This is a genomic window from Bradyrhizobium sp. SZCCHNRI3052 (assembly GCF_032484895.1).
Classification (GTDB): domain Bacteria; phylum Pseudomonadota; class Alphaproteobacteria; order Rhizobiales; family Xanthobacteraceae; genus Bradyrhizobium.
On record NZ_JAUETW010000004.1, the window covers coordinates 107,800 to 127,723 of the forward strand.

Annotated in this window: 13 protein-coding genes and 1 pseudogene; 11 read left to right on the top strand and 3 right to left on the bottom strand. The window is 67.5% G+C overall.

What is annotated here, in order from left to right:
* Positions 1–27: 27 nt before the first annotated feature.
* The 9 genes and pseudogenes from dnaA (at position 28) to QW887_RS14160 (ending at position 13,600) form a co-directional block, all read left to right on the top strand.
* A complete protein-coding gene (gene dnaA / locus QW887_RS14120) occupies positions 28–1,467 on the top strand; it encodes a chromosomal replication initiator protein DnaA (RefSeq protein WP_315715023.1) in 1,440 nt (479 codons plus the stop codon).
* Between the two features lie 311 nt (positions 1,468–1,778).
* Complete coding sequence (gene dnaN / locus QW887_RS14125; protein WP_315751817.1) at positions 1,779–2,897, top strand: DNA polymerase III subunit beta; 1,119 nt, start codon at positions 1,779–1,781, stop codon at positions 2,895–2,897.
* 57 nt (positions 2,898–2,954) lie between these two features.
* Positions 2,955–3,160 (top strand): annotated as a pseudogene (locus QW887_RS14130) (GIY-YIG nuclease family protein); the annotation flags it as partial.
* 63 nt (positions 3,161–3,223) lie between these two features.
* The gene (gene recF, locus QW887_RS14135) at positions 3,224–4,360 is read left to right on the top strand and encodes a DNA replication/repair protein RecF (protein WP_316166334.1); all 1,137 of its coding nucleotides are present in this window, start codon (positions 3,224–3,226) and stop codon (positions 4,358–4,360) included.
* A gap of 131 nt (positions 4,361–4,491) precedes the next feature.
* Complete coding sequence (locus QW887_RS14140; protein ID WP_316166336.1) at positions 4,492–6,633, top strand: hypothetical protein; 2,142 nt, start codon at positions 4,492–4,494, stop codon at positions 6,631–6,633.
* 282 nt (positions 6,634–6,915) lie between these two features.
* Positions 6,916–9,351, top strand: coding sequence for a DNA topoisomerase (ATP-hydrolyzing) subunit B (gene gyrB, locus QW887_RS14145; RefSeq protein WP_315751813.1), 2,436 nt, complete (start codon positions 6,916–6,918; stop codon positions 9,349–9,351).
* Between the two features lie 173 nt (positions 9,352–9,524).
* A complete protein-coding gene (gene murA / locus QW887_RS14150) occupies positions 9,525–10,820 on the top strand; it encodes a UDP-N-acetylglucosamine 1-carboxyvinyltransferase (RefSeq protein ID WP_315715017.1) in 1,296 nt (431 codons plus the stop codon).
* 145 nt (positions 10,821–10,965) lie between these two features.
* Positions 10,966–11,445, top strand: coding sequence for a DUF2867 domain-containing protein (locus QW887_RS14155; RefSeq protein WP_316166337.1), 480 nt, complete (start codon positions 10,966–10,968; stop codon positions 11,443–11,445).
* A gap of 769 nt (positions 11,446–12,214) precedes the next feature.
* Positions 12,215–13,600 carry an MATE family efflux transporter gene (locus tag QW887_RS14160; protein WP_316166338.1) on the top strand — a complete coding sequence of 462 codons (1,386 nt, stop codon included), beginning with the start codon at positions 12,215–12,217 and terminating at the stop codon, positions 13,598–13,600.
* 5 nt (positions 13,601–13,605) lie between these two features.
* On the opposite strand, the gene QW887_RS14165 is transcribed toward QW887_RS14160, so the two are convergent.
* Positions 13,606–14,748, bottom strand: coding sequence for an FUSC family protein (locus QW887_RS14165; protein ID WP_316166340.1), 1,143 nt, complete (start codon positions 14,746–14,748; stop codon positions 13,606–13,608).
* A 121-nt stretch (positions 14,749–14,869) separates the two neighbouring features.
* On the opposite strand from QW887_RS14165, the gene QW887_RS14170 reads away from it, so the two are divergent.
* Positions 14,870–16,240, top strand: a complete 1,371-nt coding sequence (locus QW887_RS14170; RefSeq protein ID WP_315825638.1) for an MmgE/PrpD family protein — start codon at positions 14,870–14,872, stop codon at positions 16,238–16,240.
* An 8-nt stretch (positions 16,241–16,248) separates the two neighbouring features.
* Here the strand turns inward: QW887_RS14170 and QW887_RS14175 are convergent, their stop codons facing one another.
* Both QW887_RS14175 and QW887_RS14180 read right to left on the bottom strand, forming a co-directional pair.
* Complete coding sequence (locus QW887_RS14175; protein ID WP_316166342.1) at positions 16,249–17,655, bottom strand: serine hydrolase; 1,407 nt, start codon at positions 17,653–17,655, stop codon at positions 16,249–16,251.
* A gap of 141 nt (positions 17,656–17,796) precedes the next feature.
* The gene (locus QW887_RS14180) at positions 17,797–18,849 is read right to left on the bottom strand and encodes a helix-turn-helix domain-containing protein (protein WP_316194636.1); all 1,053 of its coding nucleotides are present in this window, start codon (positions 18,847–18,849) and stop codon (positions 17,797–17,799) included.
* A gap of 140 nt (positions 18,850–18,989) precedes the next feature.
* Between QW887_RS14180 and QW887_RS14185 the strand changes: the two genes are divergently transcribed.
* Positions 18,990–19,907 carry a pirin family protein gene (locus QW887_RS14185; RefSeq protein WP_315715008.1) on the top strand — a complete coding sequence of 306 codons (918 nt, stop codon included), beginning with the start codon at positions 18,990–18,992 and terminating at the stop codon, positions 19,905–19,907.
* Positions 19,908–19,924: the final 17 nt, after the last annotated feature.

Here is a 19,924-nt window from a genome sequence, read left to right on the forward strand (position 1 = left end):
CACTCAATTCGAAAAGTTGCGACTGCCATGACAAATTCGGAACAGGAACGCTGGTCTCGCGTGAAGGGCCGGCTGCGCTCGACCGTCGGCGAGGACGTCTATACGAGCTGGTTCGCGCGGATGGACCTCGAAGCCGTCCAGGACGAAAGCGTTCATCTGTCGGTGCCGACGCGTTTCCTGAAGAGCTGGATCCAGGCGCATTATGCCGAGCGCGTGCTGTCGTGCTGGCAGGCCGAGATGCCGGAGGTGCACCGTATCGATCTGTCCGTTCGCACCGCGATGCGCTGCGCGGCGCCGGTCAAGGAAGCTCCCGTCGCCGTCGAAGCCCGCCGCGCCGAACGCAACGACGCCAGGCCGGCGACCAGCGCCGACGCGCGAACGGCGTCGGCTGCGGCTTCGCTCGCCACGAGCCATGATGCGCTCGGCGGCTCGCCGCTCGATCCGCGGCTGACCTTCGCCAGCTTCGTCGTCGGCCGCGCCAACACGCTGGCCCATGCGGCGGCGCGCCAGGTCGCCGACGGTCGCCGCGGCGATCCCGTGATGTTCAACCCGCTCTACATCCATGCCGGTGTCGGGCTGGGCAAGACGCATCTGCTGCAGGCCGTGACCTGGGCCGGCAACGCCGGCGGCGAACGCAAGGTGCTGTACCTCACCGCCGAGAAATTCATGTACGGCTTCGTCGCAGCGCTGAAATCGCAGACGGCGCTGGCCTTCAAGGAGGCGCTGCGCGGCATCGACGTGCTGGTGATCGACGACCTGCAGTTCCTGCAGGGCAAATCCACCCAGGCGGAGTTCTGTCATACGCTGAATGCGCTGATCGACGCGGGGCGTCAGGTTGTGATCGCAGCCGACCGGCCGCCGTCCGACCTCGAAAGTCTCGATGATCGCGTCCGCTCGCGGCTTGCCGGCGGCCTCGTCGTCGAGATGGCAACTTTGGGCGAGGATCTGCGCCTCGGCATTCTCAAGTCGCGCGTCGCGGCGGCCCGCGCCCATCATGCGAGCTTCGACGTGCCGGAGCCGGTGCTCGACTATCTCGCCCGCTCCATCACCCATAACGGCCGCGATCTCGAGGGCGCGATCAACCGCCTGCTGGCGCATTCCAAGCTCAACAACCAGCCGGTCACGCTCGACATGGCCGAGCGCGAGGTGCGCGACCTGGTGCGGCCGCAGGAACCGAAGCGCATCAAGATCGAGGACATCCAGCGCGTCGTGGCGCGGCAGTACAACGTCAGCCGCTCCGACCTCCTGTCGTCGCGCCGCACCGCCAACGTGGTGCGCCCGCGCCAGGTCGCGATGTACCTCGCCAAGACGCTGACCCTGCGCTCGCTGCCCGAGATCGGCCGCCGCTTCGGCGGGCGCGACCACACCACCGTGCTGCATGCGGTGCGCAAGATCGAGGCGCTCGTCGGCAAGGACGTCGCGCTGAACGACGAAGTCGAGTCGCTGAAGCGCCAGTTGCAGGATTAGAGGGCACGCACGGCCAGGGGAGCGGACAGAAGGTTCGCCCCCAGCCGGGCCGTTGTCCCGGCCGTTCGACGCTGTCCTCGGACGTCATGCTCGGCCCCCGCCTCCGGGTCACGGAAGAGCCTGCCGAAACATGGGAAATCGGCTCCGCATCCCTTGCGCTTGAGCCCCATCCGCGCCACTTTACGCCTCCCCCTCACGCTCCTGGACGCTGGCCAAGCGCCGTTCGGGCGCGAGGTGCCATCGGCCGCGGCGCTGCTATAGCCCGCCGGCATTCCAGGACAAGCTCAGTTGGAACGGGCGGGTATAATACAATGAAGGTGACCGTCGAACGCGCACAGCTCCTGAAGTCGCTGGGCCACGTCCATCGTGTGGTCGAGCGCCGCAACACCATCCCGATCCTGGGCAATGTGCTGGTGCGCGCCGAGAATGCCCGGCTGTCGCTGCGCGCGACCGATCTCGATCTCGAAGTGACGGAAACCCTGGCGGCCGAGACCGCCACCGCGGGCTCGACCACAGTTCCGGCGCACATGTTCTACGACATCGTCCGCAAGCTGCCGGACGGCTCGCAGATCGTGCTGGAGAGCGACGGCGAGCGCGCGGTGCTCGCGATCCGCGCCGGCCGCTCCAAGTTCACCTTGCAGACGCTGCCGGAGAGCGACTTCCCGGATCTCGCCGCAGGCGACATGACGCATGCGTTCGGGGTTCCCGCCAAGGACATCAAGAGCCTGATCGACCGCACGCAGTTCGCGATCTCCACCGAGGAGACGCGCTATTACCTGAACGGCATCTATCTGCACGCCGGCGGCACCGCCAAGCAGCCGACCTTGCGCGCCGTCGCCACCGACGGTCACCGCCTCGCCCAGGTCGACCTGCCGCAGCCGGCCGGCGCCGCCGAGATGCCCGGCGTGATCGTGCCGCGCAAGACCGTCGGCGAGGTGCAGCGGCTGATCGAGGACAATGACAGCGAGATCAGGATCGAGCTGTCGCAGGGCAAGATCCGCTTCACCTTGGGGCAGGTGGTGCTGACTTCGAAGCTGATCGACGGCACCTTCCCGGATTACGGCCGCGTCATTCCGCAGAACAACGACAAGGAGCTGGTCGTCGACAAGGCCGATTTCGCCGCCGCCGTCGACCGCGTCTCCACCATTTCCTCCGAGCGCGGCCGCGCCGTGAAGCTGGCGCTGGCGCCCGGCAAGCTGGTGCTGTCGGTGACCAATCCGGATTCCGGCAGCGCGACCGAAGAGCTCGAGGTTGAATACGCCGCCGACGCGCTCGATATCGGCTTCAACTCGCGCTATCTGCTCGACATCGCTGCCCAGATCGAGGGCGAGGTCGCCGTGCTCCGGCTCGCCGATCCAGGCTCGCCGACGCTGATCCAGGACCGCGACAACAGGAACGCGCTGTACGTGTTGATGCCGATGCGCGTGTGACAAGTGATCCGCTGCGAGCTCTTAAGTTAACTCGTCATGGCCGGGCGTGACCCGGCCATCCATCTCGATCGCGAAGGACTCGCCGAGAGCTTCACCCGACGCTACGGCATCAGCGCCTGGTGTATTTCGAAGCGCATGAGACGATCGCCGCGGCATTGCAGCGTGAGAAGAACATCAAGCACTGGTCACGCGAATGGAAGGTCGACTTGATCGTCGCAAACAATCCGGACTGGCGCGATCTCTATGATGAAATCGTCCGCTGACGCGGACGATGGATTGCCGGGTCAAGCCCGGCAATGACAGAACTGGGCTTGCAACTCCACCCCATGACCCCCTCCCGCATCCACCGTCTCGCGCTGACGCATTTTCGCAGCTATCGCGCTGCCAGCGTCAGCGTGCAGGCGGACATGGTCGCGCTGGTCGGGGCCAACGGCGCCGGCAAGACCAATTGCCTGGAGGCGATCTCGTTCTTCGCGCCGGGCCGCGGCCTGCGCCGTGCCACCCTGGAGGACGTCGCCGACAACCAGGGCGACGGGTCGTGGGCGGTCTCGGCGGAGGTCGAGGGCGCGCTGGGGCTGACGACCTTCGGCACCGGCATCGAGCCGCCGCGCAGCGATGCCAACACGACGCGCCGCTGCCGCATCGATCGCGAGCCGGTCGGCTCGGCCGCCGCCTTCGGCGATCACATCCGCATGGTGTGGCTGACGCCTTCGATGGATGGCCTGTTCATGGGCGCGGCCTCGGAGCGGCGGCGCTTCTTCGACCGCCTGGTGCTCGCGATCGACAGCGAACATTCGAGCCGGGTGTCGGCGCTGGAGCGCTCGCTGCGCTCGCGCAACCGGCTGCTCGAGGTCCGCAATTTCGACGATCATTGGTGTGACGCGATCGAGCGCGAGACCGCGGAGCTTGCGGTCGCCGTCGCCGCGAGCCGCGGCCAGACCGCGGTGAAGCTCGCCGCGATGCTGCGGCAGCGCGGTCAAGCCTCGGCGTTCCCGTCCGCCGAGATTGCGCTCGACGGCTGGATGGAGAATGCGCTGCTGAGCGAGCCGGCCCTCGCCGTCGAGGACCGCTATCGCGCTGTCCTGCGCGACAATCGCGCGCGCGATGCCGCCGCCGGCCGCACGCTCGACGGTCCGCATCTCACCGATCTCCATGTCGTCTATGCGCCGAAGAACATGCCGGCGCGCGACGCGTCGACCGGCGAGCAGAAGGCGCTGCTGATCGGCCTCATCCTCGCGCATGCGACCTTGGTCGCCGAAACCACCGGCATCGTGCCGATGCTGCTGCTCGACGAGATCGTCGCCCATCTCGATCCCGGCCGCCGCACCGCTTTGTTCGCCGAGCTCGGCACGCTCGGTGCCCAGGTATGGCTGACCGGCGCCGATCCCGCGGCGTTTGCCGAACTACGCGAGCTCGGCGAGATCTTCGACGTCGAGGCGGGGCGGATCAGCGCGCGGCGGTAACTCATTCCGCCGTTGAACCTATCAGTTCGCCGGTTCGACTAGTTGTCGTTGGATGGCACGCCGGCGCCAACCGCTCTCCTCCAGCGCCCGAGGGCCCAAGCGCCCCGAACTCGAAATCCCGGAGATCGATGATGTCAGAGCTTTGGCAGCAGGCCATCGCCGCGCCGCGGCTGCGTCGGTTTGCGTGTGGGCTGTTGCTGCTCGCGAGCTGTGCCGGACCTGCGCGCGCCGATGACGCCATCGTCGACGTCCACGCGCTGCCGCGGCTCGAGGGTGCGGTGGAAGACACGTCGCATCCCGACCGCTACCGCGCCATCTATCGTCTGCCGGCGCCTGTCGCAGCGGCCAATACCGCCACGCAGCAGTTGCTCGGCGCCGACGGCTGGGTGCGCTATGTCAGGCCGCTCGAAGAGCGCAATCCGACGCTCACCTACAAGAAGGGCAAGCAGGGGCTCCTGGTCTTCTTCACGGGCAGCGCCGGCCGCGCCGGGCAGTCGGAGGTGACCTACTCGCCGCAGCGGATCTACGCCAATTTGCCGTTCCCCGATGGCGCCGCTGACATCGTGTTCGACGAGACGCGGCCTTATCTGTCATGCATCGCGCCGATGACGCTGGATGCGGCGCGGACCTTGTTCCGCAAGCAGATGTCCGCCCTCGGCTGGGAGCCGCTGACGGCCGGGGCCGCCGCGCGCTGGCCCAATGCCGATCTGAGCGAGACCGCGCCGGGCGGCGTGCGCGCCTTCTACGGCCATGACGACGGCGACGGTTATCGCCGGCAGAATCCGGTGATGCTGACGCTGACCCGGCGCGACGACGGCCGGACCCATGTCGAGATCCGGATCGCGCCATTCGCGCTGCCCTCCACCCTCGAAGCCGGCGACGACCACGCCGGCCTGCCGATGCCGAAGCCGACCAAGTGGTCGCAAAGCCTCGGCAGCGCGGCCTCGTCGAGCCGCCAGGCCAATGGCGCCGTCATCGCCGAGCTGCCGGCCGTGCTCGCCTTCTACACGCGGGAGATCCCCGCGCGCGGCTGGCGGATCGAGACGGCCGGTCCGGGAACGCCGGACGAGGTCACGCTCAAGGTCGTCGCGCCCGAGGACACCGGGACCTTGAAGCTGTCCCGCAAGTACGATCTCACCATGGTCGAGCTGTCGATGCGCACCACCGAAGCCGCCCTGGCCGCCCGCGCCAAGGCGAAGAAGGACGCCGACGACAGGTTCATGGCGGATGCCGCCGCGATGGCCAAGCAGGTGATCGCCGCCGACGAGGCGCGCCGCGCCGTGCAGGCCGGCGCCATGTCGGATGCGCCCGTGAAGCCGCTGGCCGGCAATCCGGCGCCGATCGCGCTGCCCGAGACCGCCGAGGCCGTGAGCTTCGATGGCGACCGGGGACAGCTCGCGTTCAAGTCGGCTTCGTCGGTGAAGACACTCGCCGGCTTCTTCCGTTCCACGTTGAAGACGGCCGGCTGGAAGGAGTCGCCGACCGTGATCGACAATCCGACCATGGCGCGCCTGGAGTTCTCGGCGAAGGGCAAGTCGGTGGCGTTCACGATCATGCAGATGGGCCCCAAGGTGAACGTCACGGCCGACGGCACCGGCCTGCTCGCCGCCGCCAGGCCTTCGGCCGCGGCCCGACCGGCCAAGGACGCGACGCCGCTCGAGGCTGATCCCGACTCGGCGCTGCCGGTGCCGAAGCAGCACAGCGCGACCGCGCTGTCGCGGTCCAGGGCGCCGGGAACGGACACGCCGCTGCGGCTGGAGCTGGAGGCCAGCGTCCCGGCCGAGCTCGGTGCCGTCACGGCCTTCTACCGCGCCGAGCTGACCAGGCTCGGCTGGCGGGAGAAGCCCGAGGACGCGCAGGCCAGCCCCGATCGGGTCCGGCTCACCTTTACCTCGTCGCAGGGACCCGCCGTGCTCACGCTCGGGCGCGCCAAGGGCGAGACCTCGGTCAACCTGGTGCAAAGGAACGCAGAAGCGGCGGCCAAGGCCGGCATCCTGCCGAAGCCTGGCCGGGCCAAGCTGATGCTCGGCAATATCGGCGACACCGACGCCGTGCTGACCATCAACGGGCAGACGATCGGGATCGCGGCCGGCACCGGCAGCCCGCAATCGCCCAACGGCCCGCTGCTCGACCTGCCGCCAGGCAAGCACCGCTACGAGCTGAAGATCGCCCGCCGGCCCGCCGTGATCGACACGCTGGAGCTCGCCGCCGGCGATGCCTGGGGCCTCATGGTTGGCCCGGGTGGCACCGCCCTGCCGCTCCCGCTCTACTGAGGCGGCACCTGCCGCGTCACGCGTGACTCGTGCCCTGAATCGCACGCGAAAGCGCCCCGCCGCACGCCTCAAAACCAGCCACGGGAATGGCCTGAATCCGGCTTTCGGAGGGGACGAAAACGACCCTCGCCAGGCCTTGAAAAACCGTTAAAAAGCGCTATCTCTTCAATGTCTTACGACGGGCCACTTTGCGCTAGGCGCGTGGCTCCTTTCGTGAGAGAAAGAGCGCTCTCGGCATGCGATCTGCAATGCCGATTCGACCACCCCTTCCGAAGGCCCCACATGACCGAACCCGCCCGGCAAACCATCGCCGACAACGAGCCTGCAACCGCGAACGAATACGGCGCAGAATCGATCCGGGTGTTGAAGGGCCTGGATGCCGTGCGCAAGCGCCCGGGCATGTATATCGGCGATACCGATGACGGCTCCGGCCTGCATCACATGGTCTACGAAGTCGTCGACAACGCGATCGACGAGGCGCTGGCTGGTCACGCCACTGCGGTCGAGGTGGTGCTCAATCCGGACAATTCGGTCACCGTGCGCGACGACGGCCGCGGCATTCCCGTGGACATTCACAAGGGCGAAGGTGTGTCCGCCGCCGAGGTCATCATGACCCAGCTGCACGCCGGCGGAAAGTTCGACCAGAACTCCTACAAGGTGTCCGGCGGACTGCACGGCGTCGGCGTCTCGGTCGTCAACGCGCTGTCGAGCAAGCTGCAGCTTCGGGTCTGGCGCGACGACAAGGAGCATCTCATCGAGTTCGCCCATGGCGACGCGATTGCGCCGCTGAAAGTGGTTGGCGAGGCCAAGGGCAAGCGCGGCACCGAGGTGACGTTCCTGGCCTCGACGGAGACCTTCAAGAACGTCGAATACGACTACGCGACGCTCGAGCATCGCCTGCGCGAGCTCGCCTTCCTCAATTCCGGCGTCAACATCGTGCTCTCCGACATGCGCCACGCGGTCGAGAAGCGCGAGGAGATGCATTACGACGGCGGCGTCGAGGAGTTCGTCAAATATCTCGACCGCAACAAGAAGGCGATCGTTCCGGCGCCGATCATGGTGCGCTCGGAGGTCAACGGCATCACGGTGGAAGCTGCGCTGTGGTGGAACGACAGCTATCATGAGAACGTGCTGTGCTTCACCAACAACATCCCGCAGCGTGACGGCGGCACCCATCTCGCCGGCTTCCGCGGCGCGCTGACGCGCCAGGTCAACGGTTACGCCGAGGCCAATGCGAAGAAGGAGAAGATCGCGCTGACCGGCGACGACTGTCGCGAGGGTCTCACCGCCGTTCTTTCCGTGAAGGTGCCGGATCCGAAATTCTCGTCGCAGACCAAGGACAAGCTGGTGTCCTCGGAAGTGCGTCCCGTGGTCGAGAACGTTCTGAACGAGGCGCTCGCGGCCTGGTTCGAGGAGCATCCGGGCGAGGCCAAGACCATCGTCGGCAAGGTGATCCAGGCCGCGGCGGCACGCGAGGCCGCGCGCAAGGCGCGCGAGCTGACCCGCAAGAGCCCGCTCAGCGTCTCCTCGCTGCCCGGCAAGCTCGCCGACTGCCAGGAGAAGGATCCGGCCAAGTCCGAGCTCTTCATCGTCGAGGGTGACTCGGCCGGCGGCAGCGCCAAGCAGGGCCGCAACCGCGAGTTCCAGGCGGTGCTGCCGCTGCGCGGCAAGATCCTCAACGTCGAGCGCGTGCGCCCCGACAAGATGCTGTCGAGCGAGCAGATCGGCACCCTGATCACCGCGCTCGGCACCGGCATCAGCGACGAGTTCTCGATCGACAAGCTGCGCTATCACAAGATCATCGTGATGACGGACGCCGACGTCGACGGCGCCCACATCCGCACTCTGCTGCTGACCTTCTTCTACCGGCAGATGCGCGAGATCATCGATCGCGGCCACCTCTACATCGCCCAGCCGCCGCTCTACAAAGTCACGCGCGGCAAGTCCGAGCAGTATTTGAAGGACGAGCGCGCGCTCGAGGACTATTTGATCGGCACCGGCCTCGACGATTGCGTGTTCAAGACGGCGGAAGGCGAGGAGCGCAAGGGGCGTGACCTCCTGGCGCTGGTCGAGGAAGCGCGTCTCGTCCGCAACATCCTGCGCAACCTGCACACGCGCTACGACCGCAAGGTCGTCGAGCAGGCCGCGATCGCCGGCGTGCTGCGCCCGGACATCACCCGCGACATCCCGACGGCGGACGCCGCGGCCGCCTACATCGCAAAACGGCTCGACGTGCTGGCCGACGAGGTCGAGCGCGGCTGGATCGGCCACTTCGTCGAGGGCCAGGGCTTCACCTTCGAGCGCACCGTGCGGGGCGTCAAGGACGTCGCCGTCATCGACGACGCATTGCTCGCGTCCGTCGATGCCCGCAAGCTGGACGAATATGCGGCCCGCCTGCAAGAGGCCTATGCGAAGCCCGGCGCCTTGCGCCGTGGCGACGTCCAGACCGTGATCCATGGCCCGGTCGATTTGTTCGAGGCGGTCACCGATGCCGGCCGCAAGGGCATCAACATGCAGCGTTACAAAGGCCTCGGCGAGATGAACCCGCAACAGCTCTGGGAGACCACGCTCGACACCGAGGCCCGTACGCTGCTCCAGGTGAAGGTCAAGGAGGTCGACGAGGCCGACGACATCTTCACCAAGCTGATGGGTGACGTGGTCGAGCCGCGCCGCGAGTTCATCCAGGACAACTCGCTGTCGGCCAACGTGGACGTGTAGTCGCGACGTCCAGCCCGAGGATACTCCGCACTGGCGCGATAGACGACCAGGCGCACCCTGAGTCTGCGGAGCAGTGGCCTGCCCGTCCCTTCCGTGTTAATTCCGTTGAAGATCGATGTTCCGCTTTCGCCGGTCCCCGGGCGAATCACCATCTCAGAACGGACTTTTCGCGCATGGCGCCCATTCAATACATCGTCGAGGGGGGTCACCGGCTCAAGGGCGCGATCGAGCCGTCCGGCAACAAGAACGCCGCGCTGCCGATCATCGCCGCCGCGCTGCTGACCGAGCATCCGGTCACGCTCGACAACGTGCCGCGCATCCGCGACACCGAGACGCTGGTCGAGCTGGTGCGCTCGGTCGGCGCCTCCGCCGAATGGCGCGGCCGGAACAGGCTCACGATCCATGCCAAGGAGATCCGCGCCGCGGACCTCGATCCGGACCTCTGCGCGCGCATCCGCGCGTCGATCCTGCTGGCAGGGCCCCTGCTCGCCCGCTGCGGCGAAGTGGCGCTGCCGCCGCCAGGCGGCGACGTCATCGGCCGCCGCCGCCTCGACACGCATTTCCTCGCCTTCGAGCAGCTCGGCGCCACCGTCACCGCAACCGACAAGATCGAGCTGCGCGCCTCCGGCCTCAAGGGCGCCGACGTCTTCCTGGACGAGCCCAGTGTCACCGCGACCGAGAACGCGCTGGTGGCCGCGGTGGCCGCCCACGGCACGACTTACTTGCGCAACGCCGCCTCCGAGCCGCACGTGCAGGACCTCGCGCATTTCCTGGTGGCGCTCGGGGCCAACATCGAGGGCATCGGCACCAACACGATGGTGATCCATGGCGCCAGCACGCTGGGCCAGGCGAGCTACTCGATCCAGCCCGATCACATCGAGGTCGGCTCGCTGATCGGCCTTGCCGCCGTGACTCGCTCTCCCTTACGCATCGTGCGCGCCGGCACCGAGCATCTCCGCTCGATCCGCATGGGCTTCGAGCGGCTCGGCATCGTCTGCGAGGTTGCCGGCGACGATCTCATCGTGCCCTCGGAGCAGACGCTGCGGATCAAGGACGATTTCGGCGGCCACGTGCCGAAGCTGGAGGACCAGCCCTGGCCGGCCTTTCCCGCCGACCTGATGTCGATCGCGCTCGTCACCGCCACGCAATGCGAGGGCGTGATCCTGATGTTCGAGAAGATGTTCGAGTCGCGGATGTTCTTCGTCGACAAGCTGATCTCGATGGGCGCGCGCATCGTGCTGTGCGACCCGCACCGCGCCATCGTCGCCGGCCCGAGCCGCCTGCGCGGCGCCCGCGTCGTGTCGCCCGACATCCGCGCCGGCATGGCCATGCTGCTGGCCGCGCTGTGCGCCGAGGGGACCTCGTATATCGACAACGCCGACCAGATCGAACGCGGCTACGAACGCATCGACGAGCGGCTGAATGCGCTGGGCGCCAAGATCACGCGCGTGCCGGAACGCGGACGGTAGCGCTATTCACGCCCATCTCCCCTCCGTCATTGCGAGCGAAGCGAAGCAATCCAGAGTCCTTGCCCGCCGCTGGATTGCTTCGCTCCGCTCGCAATAACGCGCTGATGGACCGAGGACCAAACACGACACGCGAGGCTCAGGGCACATGACAATCAGCGAGATCACTCCAGATGTCGACCGTGACCGATGGCTCGCCGGTGCTGACTTCGCCGATGCCTTCCGCATCACGATCGACGGCGCGGTCCTCGATGCCCGCACCGCGGCCGAACGCATGCTCGGCCATACGCCTTGGTGGATGGCCGCTCTCCTGAAACTCCGCAATGGGCTGGTCCGGCCGTTCGGCTTGAAGACCTCGGGCGCGGACGCACGCCGTCCGAGCCCCATGATCGGGATTTTCCCGGTGATCAACGAAACGCCAAAGCAACTCGTGCTCGGCTTCGACGACAAGCATCTGGATTTTCGTGTCCTGGTCGACGTGGTCTCTCATCGCGCGACCACGCAAGTAACAGCGAGCACCCTGGTGCAGACCCACAACGCTCTCGGCCGCGTCTATCTCGCCGTGATAAAGCCGTTTCACCGCCTCGTCGTGAAGGCGATGCTCCGGCAGGTCGCAACGGCCGCCTGATTCCGCGCAAGTCTTCGACCCGCTGCCGCGCCGGCTCTCCGTCCCCAGATTGAATACTCCGCAAGCAATGACGGAGAACGCATCGGACCGCGCGGCAGCCCAGCCGAGCCACCACGTTGCGTTTTGCCGGTTTTCAGAATTTTTCGCTTGCTTCTATTTCGAAAATCAGAAACAATGCACCCGTCCCGTCCTCATGAGAGGGGCGCTTCGCGATCGTCACGGACCGTTGAGGGTGGGATGCGATGGATGCGGCGGCTCACAGCGCGCACTCAGGTTCTCTTGAGGCTGGCGCGTGGACGAAGGGGCTGTCGCATACGGCGAAATCGTATGGTCCTGGCCTCCCGATGCTGAGGTCAAGCCGGCGGGCGATCCGCAGGTGACGGGGGCAAACAAGCCCGGTCCCCGGGGAGAGTACGTATAAGCCGTTCCAACCATGGCGCAGGGAAGGCCGGATGTGCGGCCCACCTGTGGTGACTGCCGCCTGCTACTTCTTTTGCAGGCGGGCCATGGGTGTGGTCAAGCACCCGGCCTTCCCTGCCCCTCTTCCTGTTCGAGGGGAGCAAATCGAGCCTCACCCGGGCACGCCGTGTCGCGGGAACGTGTGTGGCCGTCCGATCCGATCTGGTTCGGCACGAGAGCAGTCCGCGATGGCCGACGTCGCGAACCCAAGCTCCAACGGTGATGTTGCCGCGACGCTCGCATCTCGCACGGCCCATGACGACGACGGCGTGATGTGCACGACACTGCGGGGACTGCTATAGCCTCGATCATGACCTCCACAACCGGAACCGACCACGCGCCGCCGCCGGCGGCGCCGACACCTTCTCTCGCGCTCGAACTCTGGGAGACGGTCCGCCTGGCCGCGCCGATGGCGCTGACGCAGCTGTCGCAGATCGCGATGATGTCGACCGATCTCGCCTTCATCGGCCGGCTCGGCGGCGATGCCGTTGCAGCGGCGGCGTTAGCGGGCACCGTCTACTTCGTCGGCTCGACCTTCGGCATGGGTCTGATGTCCGCGGTGGCGCCGCTCGCCGCGCAGGCGTTCGGCGCGGCCGATGCCGGGCTGGTCCGGCGCGCGCTGCTTGTCGGGCTGTGGGCCGGGCTGTTCATCGCGTTGCCGATCATGCTGATCGCGCTGAACGGCGAGATCATCCTGCTCGCACTCGGACAGGCGCCGGACGTGGCGCATCTCGCGCAGGACTATCTCGCCGGTCTCGCCTGGGGGATCGCACCGATGCTGTGGTTCCTGGCGCTGCGCAGCTTCATGGGCGCCGTCAACCGCCCCGAGCCGGTGCTTTGGATCACCTTGGCCGCGATCCCGCTCAACGCGCTGCTGGTCTATCCGCTGCTCTACGGCCACTGGGGTTTTCCGCAGCTCGGCCTGACCGGCGTCGGCCTCGCCACCTCGACCGTCAACCTCGGAACGTTTCTTGCCGGTCTGTGGTTCGCCGCGTTGCGCCCGCCGTTCCGCGACTATCATGTCCTGGCTCGGCTCGGGCGCATCGACTGGCGGCTGATGCGGCAGCTCCTGATCATCGGCGCGCCGATCTCGCTGTCGTTCCTGCTCGAATATGGCCTGTTCTCGGCGGCGGCGATCCTGATGGGGCTGATCAGCACGGCCGCTCTCGCCGCGCATCAGATCGCGCTGCAGATCACGGCGATCCTGTTCATGGTGCCGTTCGGCATCAGCATGGCTGCGACCGTACGCGTCGGCCACGCCGTTGGACGTAACGATGCGGCCGGTGTCCGTCGCGCCGGACTGATGGCAATGTCGCTCGGCCTAGGTCTCGCAATGCTGTTCACGCTCGGCATCGTCATTGCCCGCTATGACATCGTGCAGCTGTTCCTCGGCGCCGGCCTCGCCGATGCGGAAGCGACGGCGGCGCTCGCCGCGATGCTGCTTCTGATCGGCACGACCTTCTTCATCACCGATGCGCTGCAAACCATCGCGGTCGGCGCGCTGCGCGGCATCAAGGACACGCGCATCCCGCTGCTGCTCGCCGTGCTCGGCTACTGGCTGATCGGCTTTCCCGCCTCCTATGCACTCGCCTTCCACACCGCGCTCGGCGCGACCGGGATCTGGATCGGCCTGTCGATCGGCACCGCCATCTATGCAGCCCTGCTGGTGCTGCGCTTCCTGCGGTTGTCGCGATGAGGAGATCAGGCGCCCGCTGTATCCGGCGTCTCGTCGCGCTCCGGTGGATGCGGTTTCCCGGTCGAAGCGCCCGCCCATTCGGCAACGACGCGCTCGAGGTCGATCAGGTTCTGACGCATCTGCTCCAGCGAGAAGCCGAGCGCGAAGAAGCGCTCGGCGGCGTCACCCGGCAGGCCCCGCGTGAGACGGTCGCTGCGGACGGCGGCGACCTCTTCCGCATAGGCCTTCACCGCGACGTGGATCGGCCAGATCGCCGGCGGGCCGGAACCGTTGCGGATGGCCGCGGCACAGCCGCGCAGATAGCTCGCGATGGCATCGCTGACGCGCGCCACCGGTCCCGACAAGCGCGCCTGCAGCTCGGATGGCAGCGGCACTACGCTGGCACGGCCGATCATCACGACGTCGTGGCGCAGGCGCAGGATCGTCCGCAGCAGCGGGCCGGTATCGGCGCCGGAGGACAGCCGCGCCGAGCGCTCCCGCTCGGCCTCCGCTCCTGTCGCATTCAATTCGGTGAGCGCGGTACCGATGCCGTCCTGGATCCGATGCAACGCGTCGTTGTCGCGGCCGCGCGACAGGCCGGCCAGCAGCTCGGTGAAGGCGGCTGCGATCAGCTCGAGCAGACGCCCCGCCGCGCTACGCATCTGCACATGCGCGCGCGACGGCAGCACGATGAACGAAACGGCGAGGCCGGTCAGCGCGCCGACCGCGACCTCGAACACACGGTCGATCGCCGATCCCAGCGGATCGAGATGGCCCATCGTGGGCACCAGCAGCACGATCACGGCCGTCACCGTCGCCGCGTTGAGACTTGGATTGATCGCGGCGATGAAGGCGAGCGGCGTCACCGCCAGGATCAGCATGCCGAGCAGTTGCAGTTCGCCCGAATGCGGGATGAAGACCGTGATGGCGCCGCCATAGATCGCACCGCCGATGGTACCGAACATGTAGTCGCGCGTTGCCTTCAGCGAGCGCCCGACGCTGCCTTGCGTCACGATCAGCGAGGTCAGCACCGCCCACAGCGGCAGCTTCAGGTGGAAGGCCGTGGCGATCGCGAAGGCAAGCGTCGCCGCCACCGTGCCGCGGACCGCCAGCGACATCGGCGCCTTGCGGGCGCGCAACCGGCCGAACAGCCGTTTCAAGGACACCATCAGTCGCTCACCTCGAAAAGCACCAGCGCGATCGCGGCATGGCAGCTCCCCACCGGGCCGAACCGGCTTGAAAGGCGGAATCGGCTTGCCTACGGTCATTGCAACGATGCGAGGAAACACGATGGCCCAGGAAACCGCAACGCTCGCCGCCTATGTCGCGGAGCTGAAATATGACGATATCCCGCCCGAGGTGCTCGACCGCGCCAAGGTGCTGACGCTCGACTTCCTCGGCAGCGCCATCCGGGCCCGGCGCGAGGCGGAATCGACGCCGTCGGTGGTGAAGATGCTGGCGGCGCTGAAGCTCGATGCAGCGGGCGAGGCGACCGTATTCGGCGACGACAGAACCTGGACGCCGGCGGTGGCGGCGCTGCTCAACGGAACGATGGGCCATTCGCTCGATTTCGACGATACCCACGCCGATTCCTCGCTGCACCCGAGCGCGCCGGTGGTGCCGGCCGCCTTCGCCGTCGGCGAGATGGTCGGCGCCTCGGGCCGCGAGGTGCTGACCGCGATCGTCGCCGGTTACGAGGTGTGCTGCCGGCTCGGCAACGCGCTCGATCCGACCTCGCATTATGCCCGCGGCTTCCACCCGACCGCGACCGCCGGCACCTATGGCGCGGCGGCCGCGGCCGGCAAGCTGTTCGGCCTGTCGGAGCAGCAGTTGATCTACGCCTTCGGCGTGTCCGGCAGCCAGGCCGCGGGCTCGCTGCAGTTTCTCGTCAACGGCGCCTGGAACAAGCGCTATCAGGTCGGGGCGTCGGCGATGAACGGCGTGATCGCGGCGACGCTCGCCAAGAACGACTTCGTCGGCGCGATCGAATCCGTCGAGGGCAAGCACGGCCTCCTCGTCGGCTACACCGACACGCCGCATCACGACAAGGCGGTCGCAGGGCTCGGCTCCACCTACGAGACAATGAAGATCGGCGTGAAGCCGTATCCGAGCTGCCGCTATACCCATGCTGCGATCGACGCCATCATCGCCCTGCGCCGCGAGCACAATCTGACGCCGGACCAGGTCAAGCGCGTCGAGATCGGCCTGCATCGCAACGGCATCACCCTGACGGGCGATGCCGCCACCAAGCGCCATCCGACCTCGATCGTCGGCGGCCAGTTCTCGATGTTCTTCACCGGCGCGCTCGCGCTCGACCAGGGCCGCTTCGGCTGGGACGACTACACGCGCCTTGGCGACGCCGCGATCAATGCGCTGGCCGACAAGTTCGACGTCGTGCAGGACGACAAATTGGAGATCGGCCGCAGCCATCCGTTCGGCGCGCGCGTCACCATCACCACCGCGGATGGCGTGCACGAGCGGCTGCACGACGATCCCTCCGGCGAGCCGACCTCGTTCCCGACAGCACAGGCGATGAGCGACAAGTTTCTGACGCTGGCGCGGCCAGTGCTGAGCAGCCGGGCACAGAGCTTCGCCGACGCGATCCTGTCGCTGGAGCGATTCGAACGTGTCGAGCAGGCCACCGCTTTGGGAAGAGCGTAACGCATGCGTCATTCTCCCTGCGTCGCCGCGATCACGTCGCTCACGAGCTGCGCCACGCCATCGGCCTCCGGCGGCCAGTTCACGGTGCGGCCGAAACGCGTGATGACGAGACGCTCCGACGGGACGACGATGACATATTGGCCGAGCGTGCCCTTGGCGAAGAACGCGTCGCGCGGCCAGCCATGGGAGGTGCGGTAGTTGGCGCCAAAGCTGTCGCCACTGTTGGTCCAGAAGCCGGCGCCGAGGCCGACGAACGCGCCGGGCGTCGGCGCGCTGGCATACGCGACCCAGCCGGCGGGCAGGATGCGGCGGCCAGCCACGACGCCGTCGTCGAGATACAGCTGGCCGAGTCGCGCCCAGTCGCGCGCCGAGGCCAGCATCTGGCTCGATCCCTCCGGTGTGCCGGCGGCATCGAATTCGAGGGTGACGCTGGTCATGCCGAGCGGATCGAACAGCTCGCGATGCGCAAAACGCAGCACATCCGCAGCGCTGCCGCCGACGGCGTCGCGGATGAGATGAGAGAGGATGACGGTGTTGCCGTCGTGATAATTGCTGACCGCGCCCGGCGTGGTTTCGAGCGGCATGGTTTCGGCGAAGGCGGCGCGGTCCGTTTCGACGAATTTCATGCGGTTGACAGGCTCGAGCACAGAGAACAGCGAGGCCTGCAGCGAGCTGCCGAGCGCGAGGCCTGCGGTGTGGCGCAAGAGGTGATCGACGGTGATGGCGTGGCGCGGATCTTTGTCGTCCCGCCACGCCGCGATGGGCGCGGGCGTATGCAGCGCGAGCTTGCCCTGGCGGACGAGAATGCCGATCAAGGTCGCGGTCATCGACTTGGTCGCAGAGAAGCCGAGCAGCGGCGTGTCGAGCGTGAAGCCCTGGGCGTAGCGCTCGGCGATCACCTTGCCGTCCTTCATCACCAGGACAGCATGGGTATGCCGGAACGGCGGCGAGTCCGGCTCGGCAAAGGCGCGATCCAGCGCTGCCGCGAGGGCCGGAGTGACCGGCGCGACGACGCGTGGCGGAGCGATGTCGGGCAGCAAAGCGGGGGTTGGCGCAGCGGGCCGGATGGCCGGCCAATCCGCCGCTTCGCCATGGTCCATGTGGCAGCCGAGCCCGTCGCGATACACGGCCCGGCTCTGCCCGATCCCGAGCAGCGTCACGGTGACGTCCTTGGCGGCGCGATCGACGCGGACGTCCATCGCCCAGCTCAGCAGGCCGGCGCCGGGCATCGCGGCCCGGGTCTCGGAGAGCGTGCGGTCCGGGTCGAGACCGGAGACGAAGGTCTCCGAGCACAGGAGGCTGGCGATGAAGCCGGTTGCCACCTTCGGCACATCGCGGGCGCGGGCGCCGCCGACCGCCAGGGCGGTCAGCGCGGTGGTGGCAACGAGGGCAAGCAGCAGGCGGCGTCTGGTCATGAGGAGCTCCGGCAGTTGGATCTGCCGGACCAGACTGCGGCTGCGGCCCGGACGCTCGCCGATTTCGGAAATCATCCCAGCCGAGAATCGCCGGGATCTCGCCGATTCTGGAATTCCTCTGCAGTTTCAAGGCTGAACAGATCACGCCGCCGACAGCCTCATGCGCCGGTATTCGGTCGGCGTCACCCCGGTCACCGCCTTGAAGGCGCGGTTGAAGGGCCCAAGCGACTGGAACCCAGCGTCCATCGCGATGGTGATCACGGGCACCTCGGCCTGGGCGGGATCGGCGAGCGCGGCCTTGGCCTCCTCGATGCGGTGGGCGTTGAGGAAGGTGTTGAAGTTGCGGTAGCCGAGCTCGCCATTGATCAGCCGCCGCAGCCGGTATTCAGGAATGGAGAGCTTCGTCGCCAGCATGCCGATCGTGACGTTCTCCTGACGATAGACTCGCTCGTCCGCCATCAGCCGCATCAGCGAATCGACCAGCCTGCGGTCGGCGGCTTTCGGAGCCACCGCTTCGAGCGCCGCAGCCGGTGGCGCCTCCGGCGCGAGCACATCGCCGGCACCGACCTTGAGCAGCATCAGCGCAACGGCCCCGACCACGACCAAGAACATCGCCGCATTGACCACATTGGCAAGCTCGGACGGGCCGCTGCCGGCGGACGCCATCTGCAGCAGCGCATTGACGCCACCGTAGGACAGCGCCGCGATCACGACGAAGGCGCGGATGCGCCGCCGTCCCTCGACGAGATCCGCCGCCCAGGAACGGATGGTCTGCGCCAAGGTCAGGCCGAGGAAGCCGAGAGCCAGCACATTATTGGCGACGATCACGAGCCGTCCATGTCCGGCAGGCCCCAGCACGAGACAGCTCAGCAGGCTGAAGCCGAACACCGCGAGCCAGATCAGGCCGTGCAGCCAACGCAACGCAAAGCCGTCGTCGAACAGCGCGCGGCAGAACAGCCAGAGCACGACGATATCGGCGGTCGCCACCGCAATCAGCGGCGCGGAAGCGAGCGATGGCGCGGCCGTGCCGCCGATGTTGAAGGTCGCGGCATGCGCGGCCGAGCCCAGCGCCAGCGCGATCGCGAGCCGGCCGCGCCATTGCCTGCCGAGATCGCGTCCCAGCGCGACGGCGAGCTCGGCCAGCAGCGCGATGGCGGCGGCGCGAAGCGCGAGATCGAGGCTTTCGAGCGTCATCGTCACGGGTCCGTTGTCAGCGCCGGAACTCTAGGCCGGAGCTTCGCTTCGTTCAAATCAAGCAAACGCGGCGACCTCCTGCCCTGCCGTCGCCTCGGCAAAGCTGCTAAGCTCGCGCGACCACATTGCAGGAGCGCCCCATGAGCTGGCAGCCATCGATCGATCCCGAGTTCGGCGATCCCACATCCTGCGACGCGCTGGAGCACGTCATCGTGCCGCGCACCCGCGATCTCGGCGACGGTTTTGCGGTGCGCCGCGCGCTGCCGCACGGCCGACGCCAGATGGTCGGCCCGTTCATCTTCTTCGATCATTTCGGCCCGGTGCAGTTCATGTCCGGCAAGGGCATGGACGTGCGGCCGCATCCGCATATCGGGCTTGCCACCGTCACCTATCTGTTCGACGGCGCCATCATGCATCGCGACAGCGAGGGCAACGTGCGGGAGATCCAGCCCGGCGCGATGAACCTGATGACGGCGGGCCGCGGCATCGCCCATTCCGAGCGCACGCCCGACCTGCAGCGGCAGAACGGGCAGAAGATGCTGGGCCTGCAGAGCTGGATCGCTCTGCCGGTCGAATCGGAAGAGATCGCGCCGAGCTTCCAGCACTACGCGGCGGACGCGCTGCCGACGGTCAGCGACACCGGCTTCTCCGCGCGCGTCATTGCCGGCAAGGCGTTCGGCGCGGCCTCGCCGGTGACGATGGTCTCGCCCTGGTTCTATGTCGAGGTCACGGCGCAGGCCGGCACGGTGGTGCCGCTCGATCCCGATCACGAGGAGCGCGCCATCTACATCGTCGATGGCGAGGTCGAGATCGCGCGCGAGCGGCACGAGGGCCCGCGGCTCCTGATCTTCCGCCCGGGCGACGCCATCAGCGTGCGCACGGTGAAGCCGACCCGGATGATGTTCCTTGGCGGCGACGCCCTGGAAGGGCCGCGGCACGTGTGGTGGAATTTCGTCTCCTCCAGCAAGGAGCGCATCGAGCAGGCCAAGCAGGACTGGAAAACCGGCCGCTTCGCCGCCGTTCCGCAGGAGCACGAGTTCATTCCGCTGCCGGAATAGGCTATTGCGGTCGCAAC

Bases quoted from the DNA above. Each gene is read 5' to 3' on its own strand.
- dnaA (WP_315715023.1), top strand. From the start codon at position 28: ATGACAAATTCGGAACAGGAACGCTGGTCTCGCGTGAAGGGCCGGCTG.
- dnaN (WP_315751817.1), top strand. From the start codon at position 1,779: ATGAAGGTGACCGTCGAACGCGCACAGCTCCTGAAGTCGCTGGGCCAC.
- recF (WP_316166334.1), top strand. From the start codon at position 3,224: ATGACCCCCTCCCGCATCCACCGTCTCGCGCTGACGCATTTTCGCAGC.
- QW887_RS14140 (WP_316166336.1), top strand. From the start codon at position 4,492: ATGTCAGAGCTTTGGCAGCAGGCCATCGCCGCGCCGCGGCTGCGTCGG.
- gyrB (WP_315751813.1), top strand. From the start codon at position 6,916: ATGACCGAACCCGCCCGGCAAACCATCGCCGACAACGAGCCTGCAACC.
- murA (WP_315715017.1), top strand. From the start codon at position 9,525: ATGGCGCCCATTCAATACATCGTCGAGGGGGGTCACCGGCTCAAGGGC.
- QW887_RS14155 (WP_316166337.1), top strand. From the start codon at position 10,966: ATGACAATCAGCGAGATCACTCCAGATGTCGACCGTGACCGATGGCTC.
- QW887_RS14160 (WP_316166338.1), top strand. From the start codon at position 12,215: ATGACCTCCACAACCGGAACCGACCACGCGCCGCCGCCGGCGGCGCCG.
- QW887_RS14165 (WP_316166340.1), bottom strand. From the start codon at position 14,748: ATGGTGTCCTTGAAACGGCTGTTCGGCCGGTTGCGCGCCCGCAAGGCG.
- QW887_RS14170 (WP_315825638.1), top strand. From the start codon at position 14,870: ATGGCCCAGGAAACCGCAACGCTCGCCGCCTATGTCGCGGAGCTGAAA.
- QW887_RS14175 (WP_316166342.1), bottom strand. From the start codon at position 17,655: ATGACCAGACGCCGCCTGCTGCTTGCCCTCGTTGCCACCACCGCGCTG.
- QW887_RS14180 (WP_316194636.1), bottom strand. From the start codon at position 18,849: ATGACGCTCGAAAGCCTCGATCTCGCGCTTCGCGCCGCCGCCATCGCG.
- QW887_RS14185 (WP_315715008.1), top strand. From the start codon at position 18,990: ATGAGCTGGCAGCCATCGATCGATCCCGAGTTCGGCGATCCCACATCC.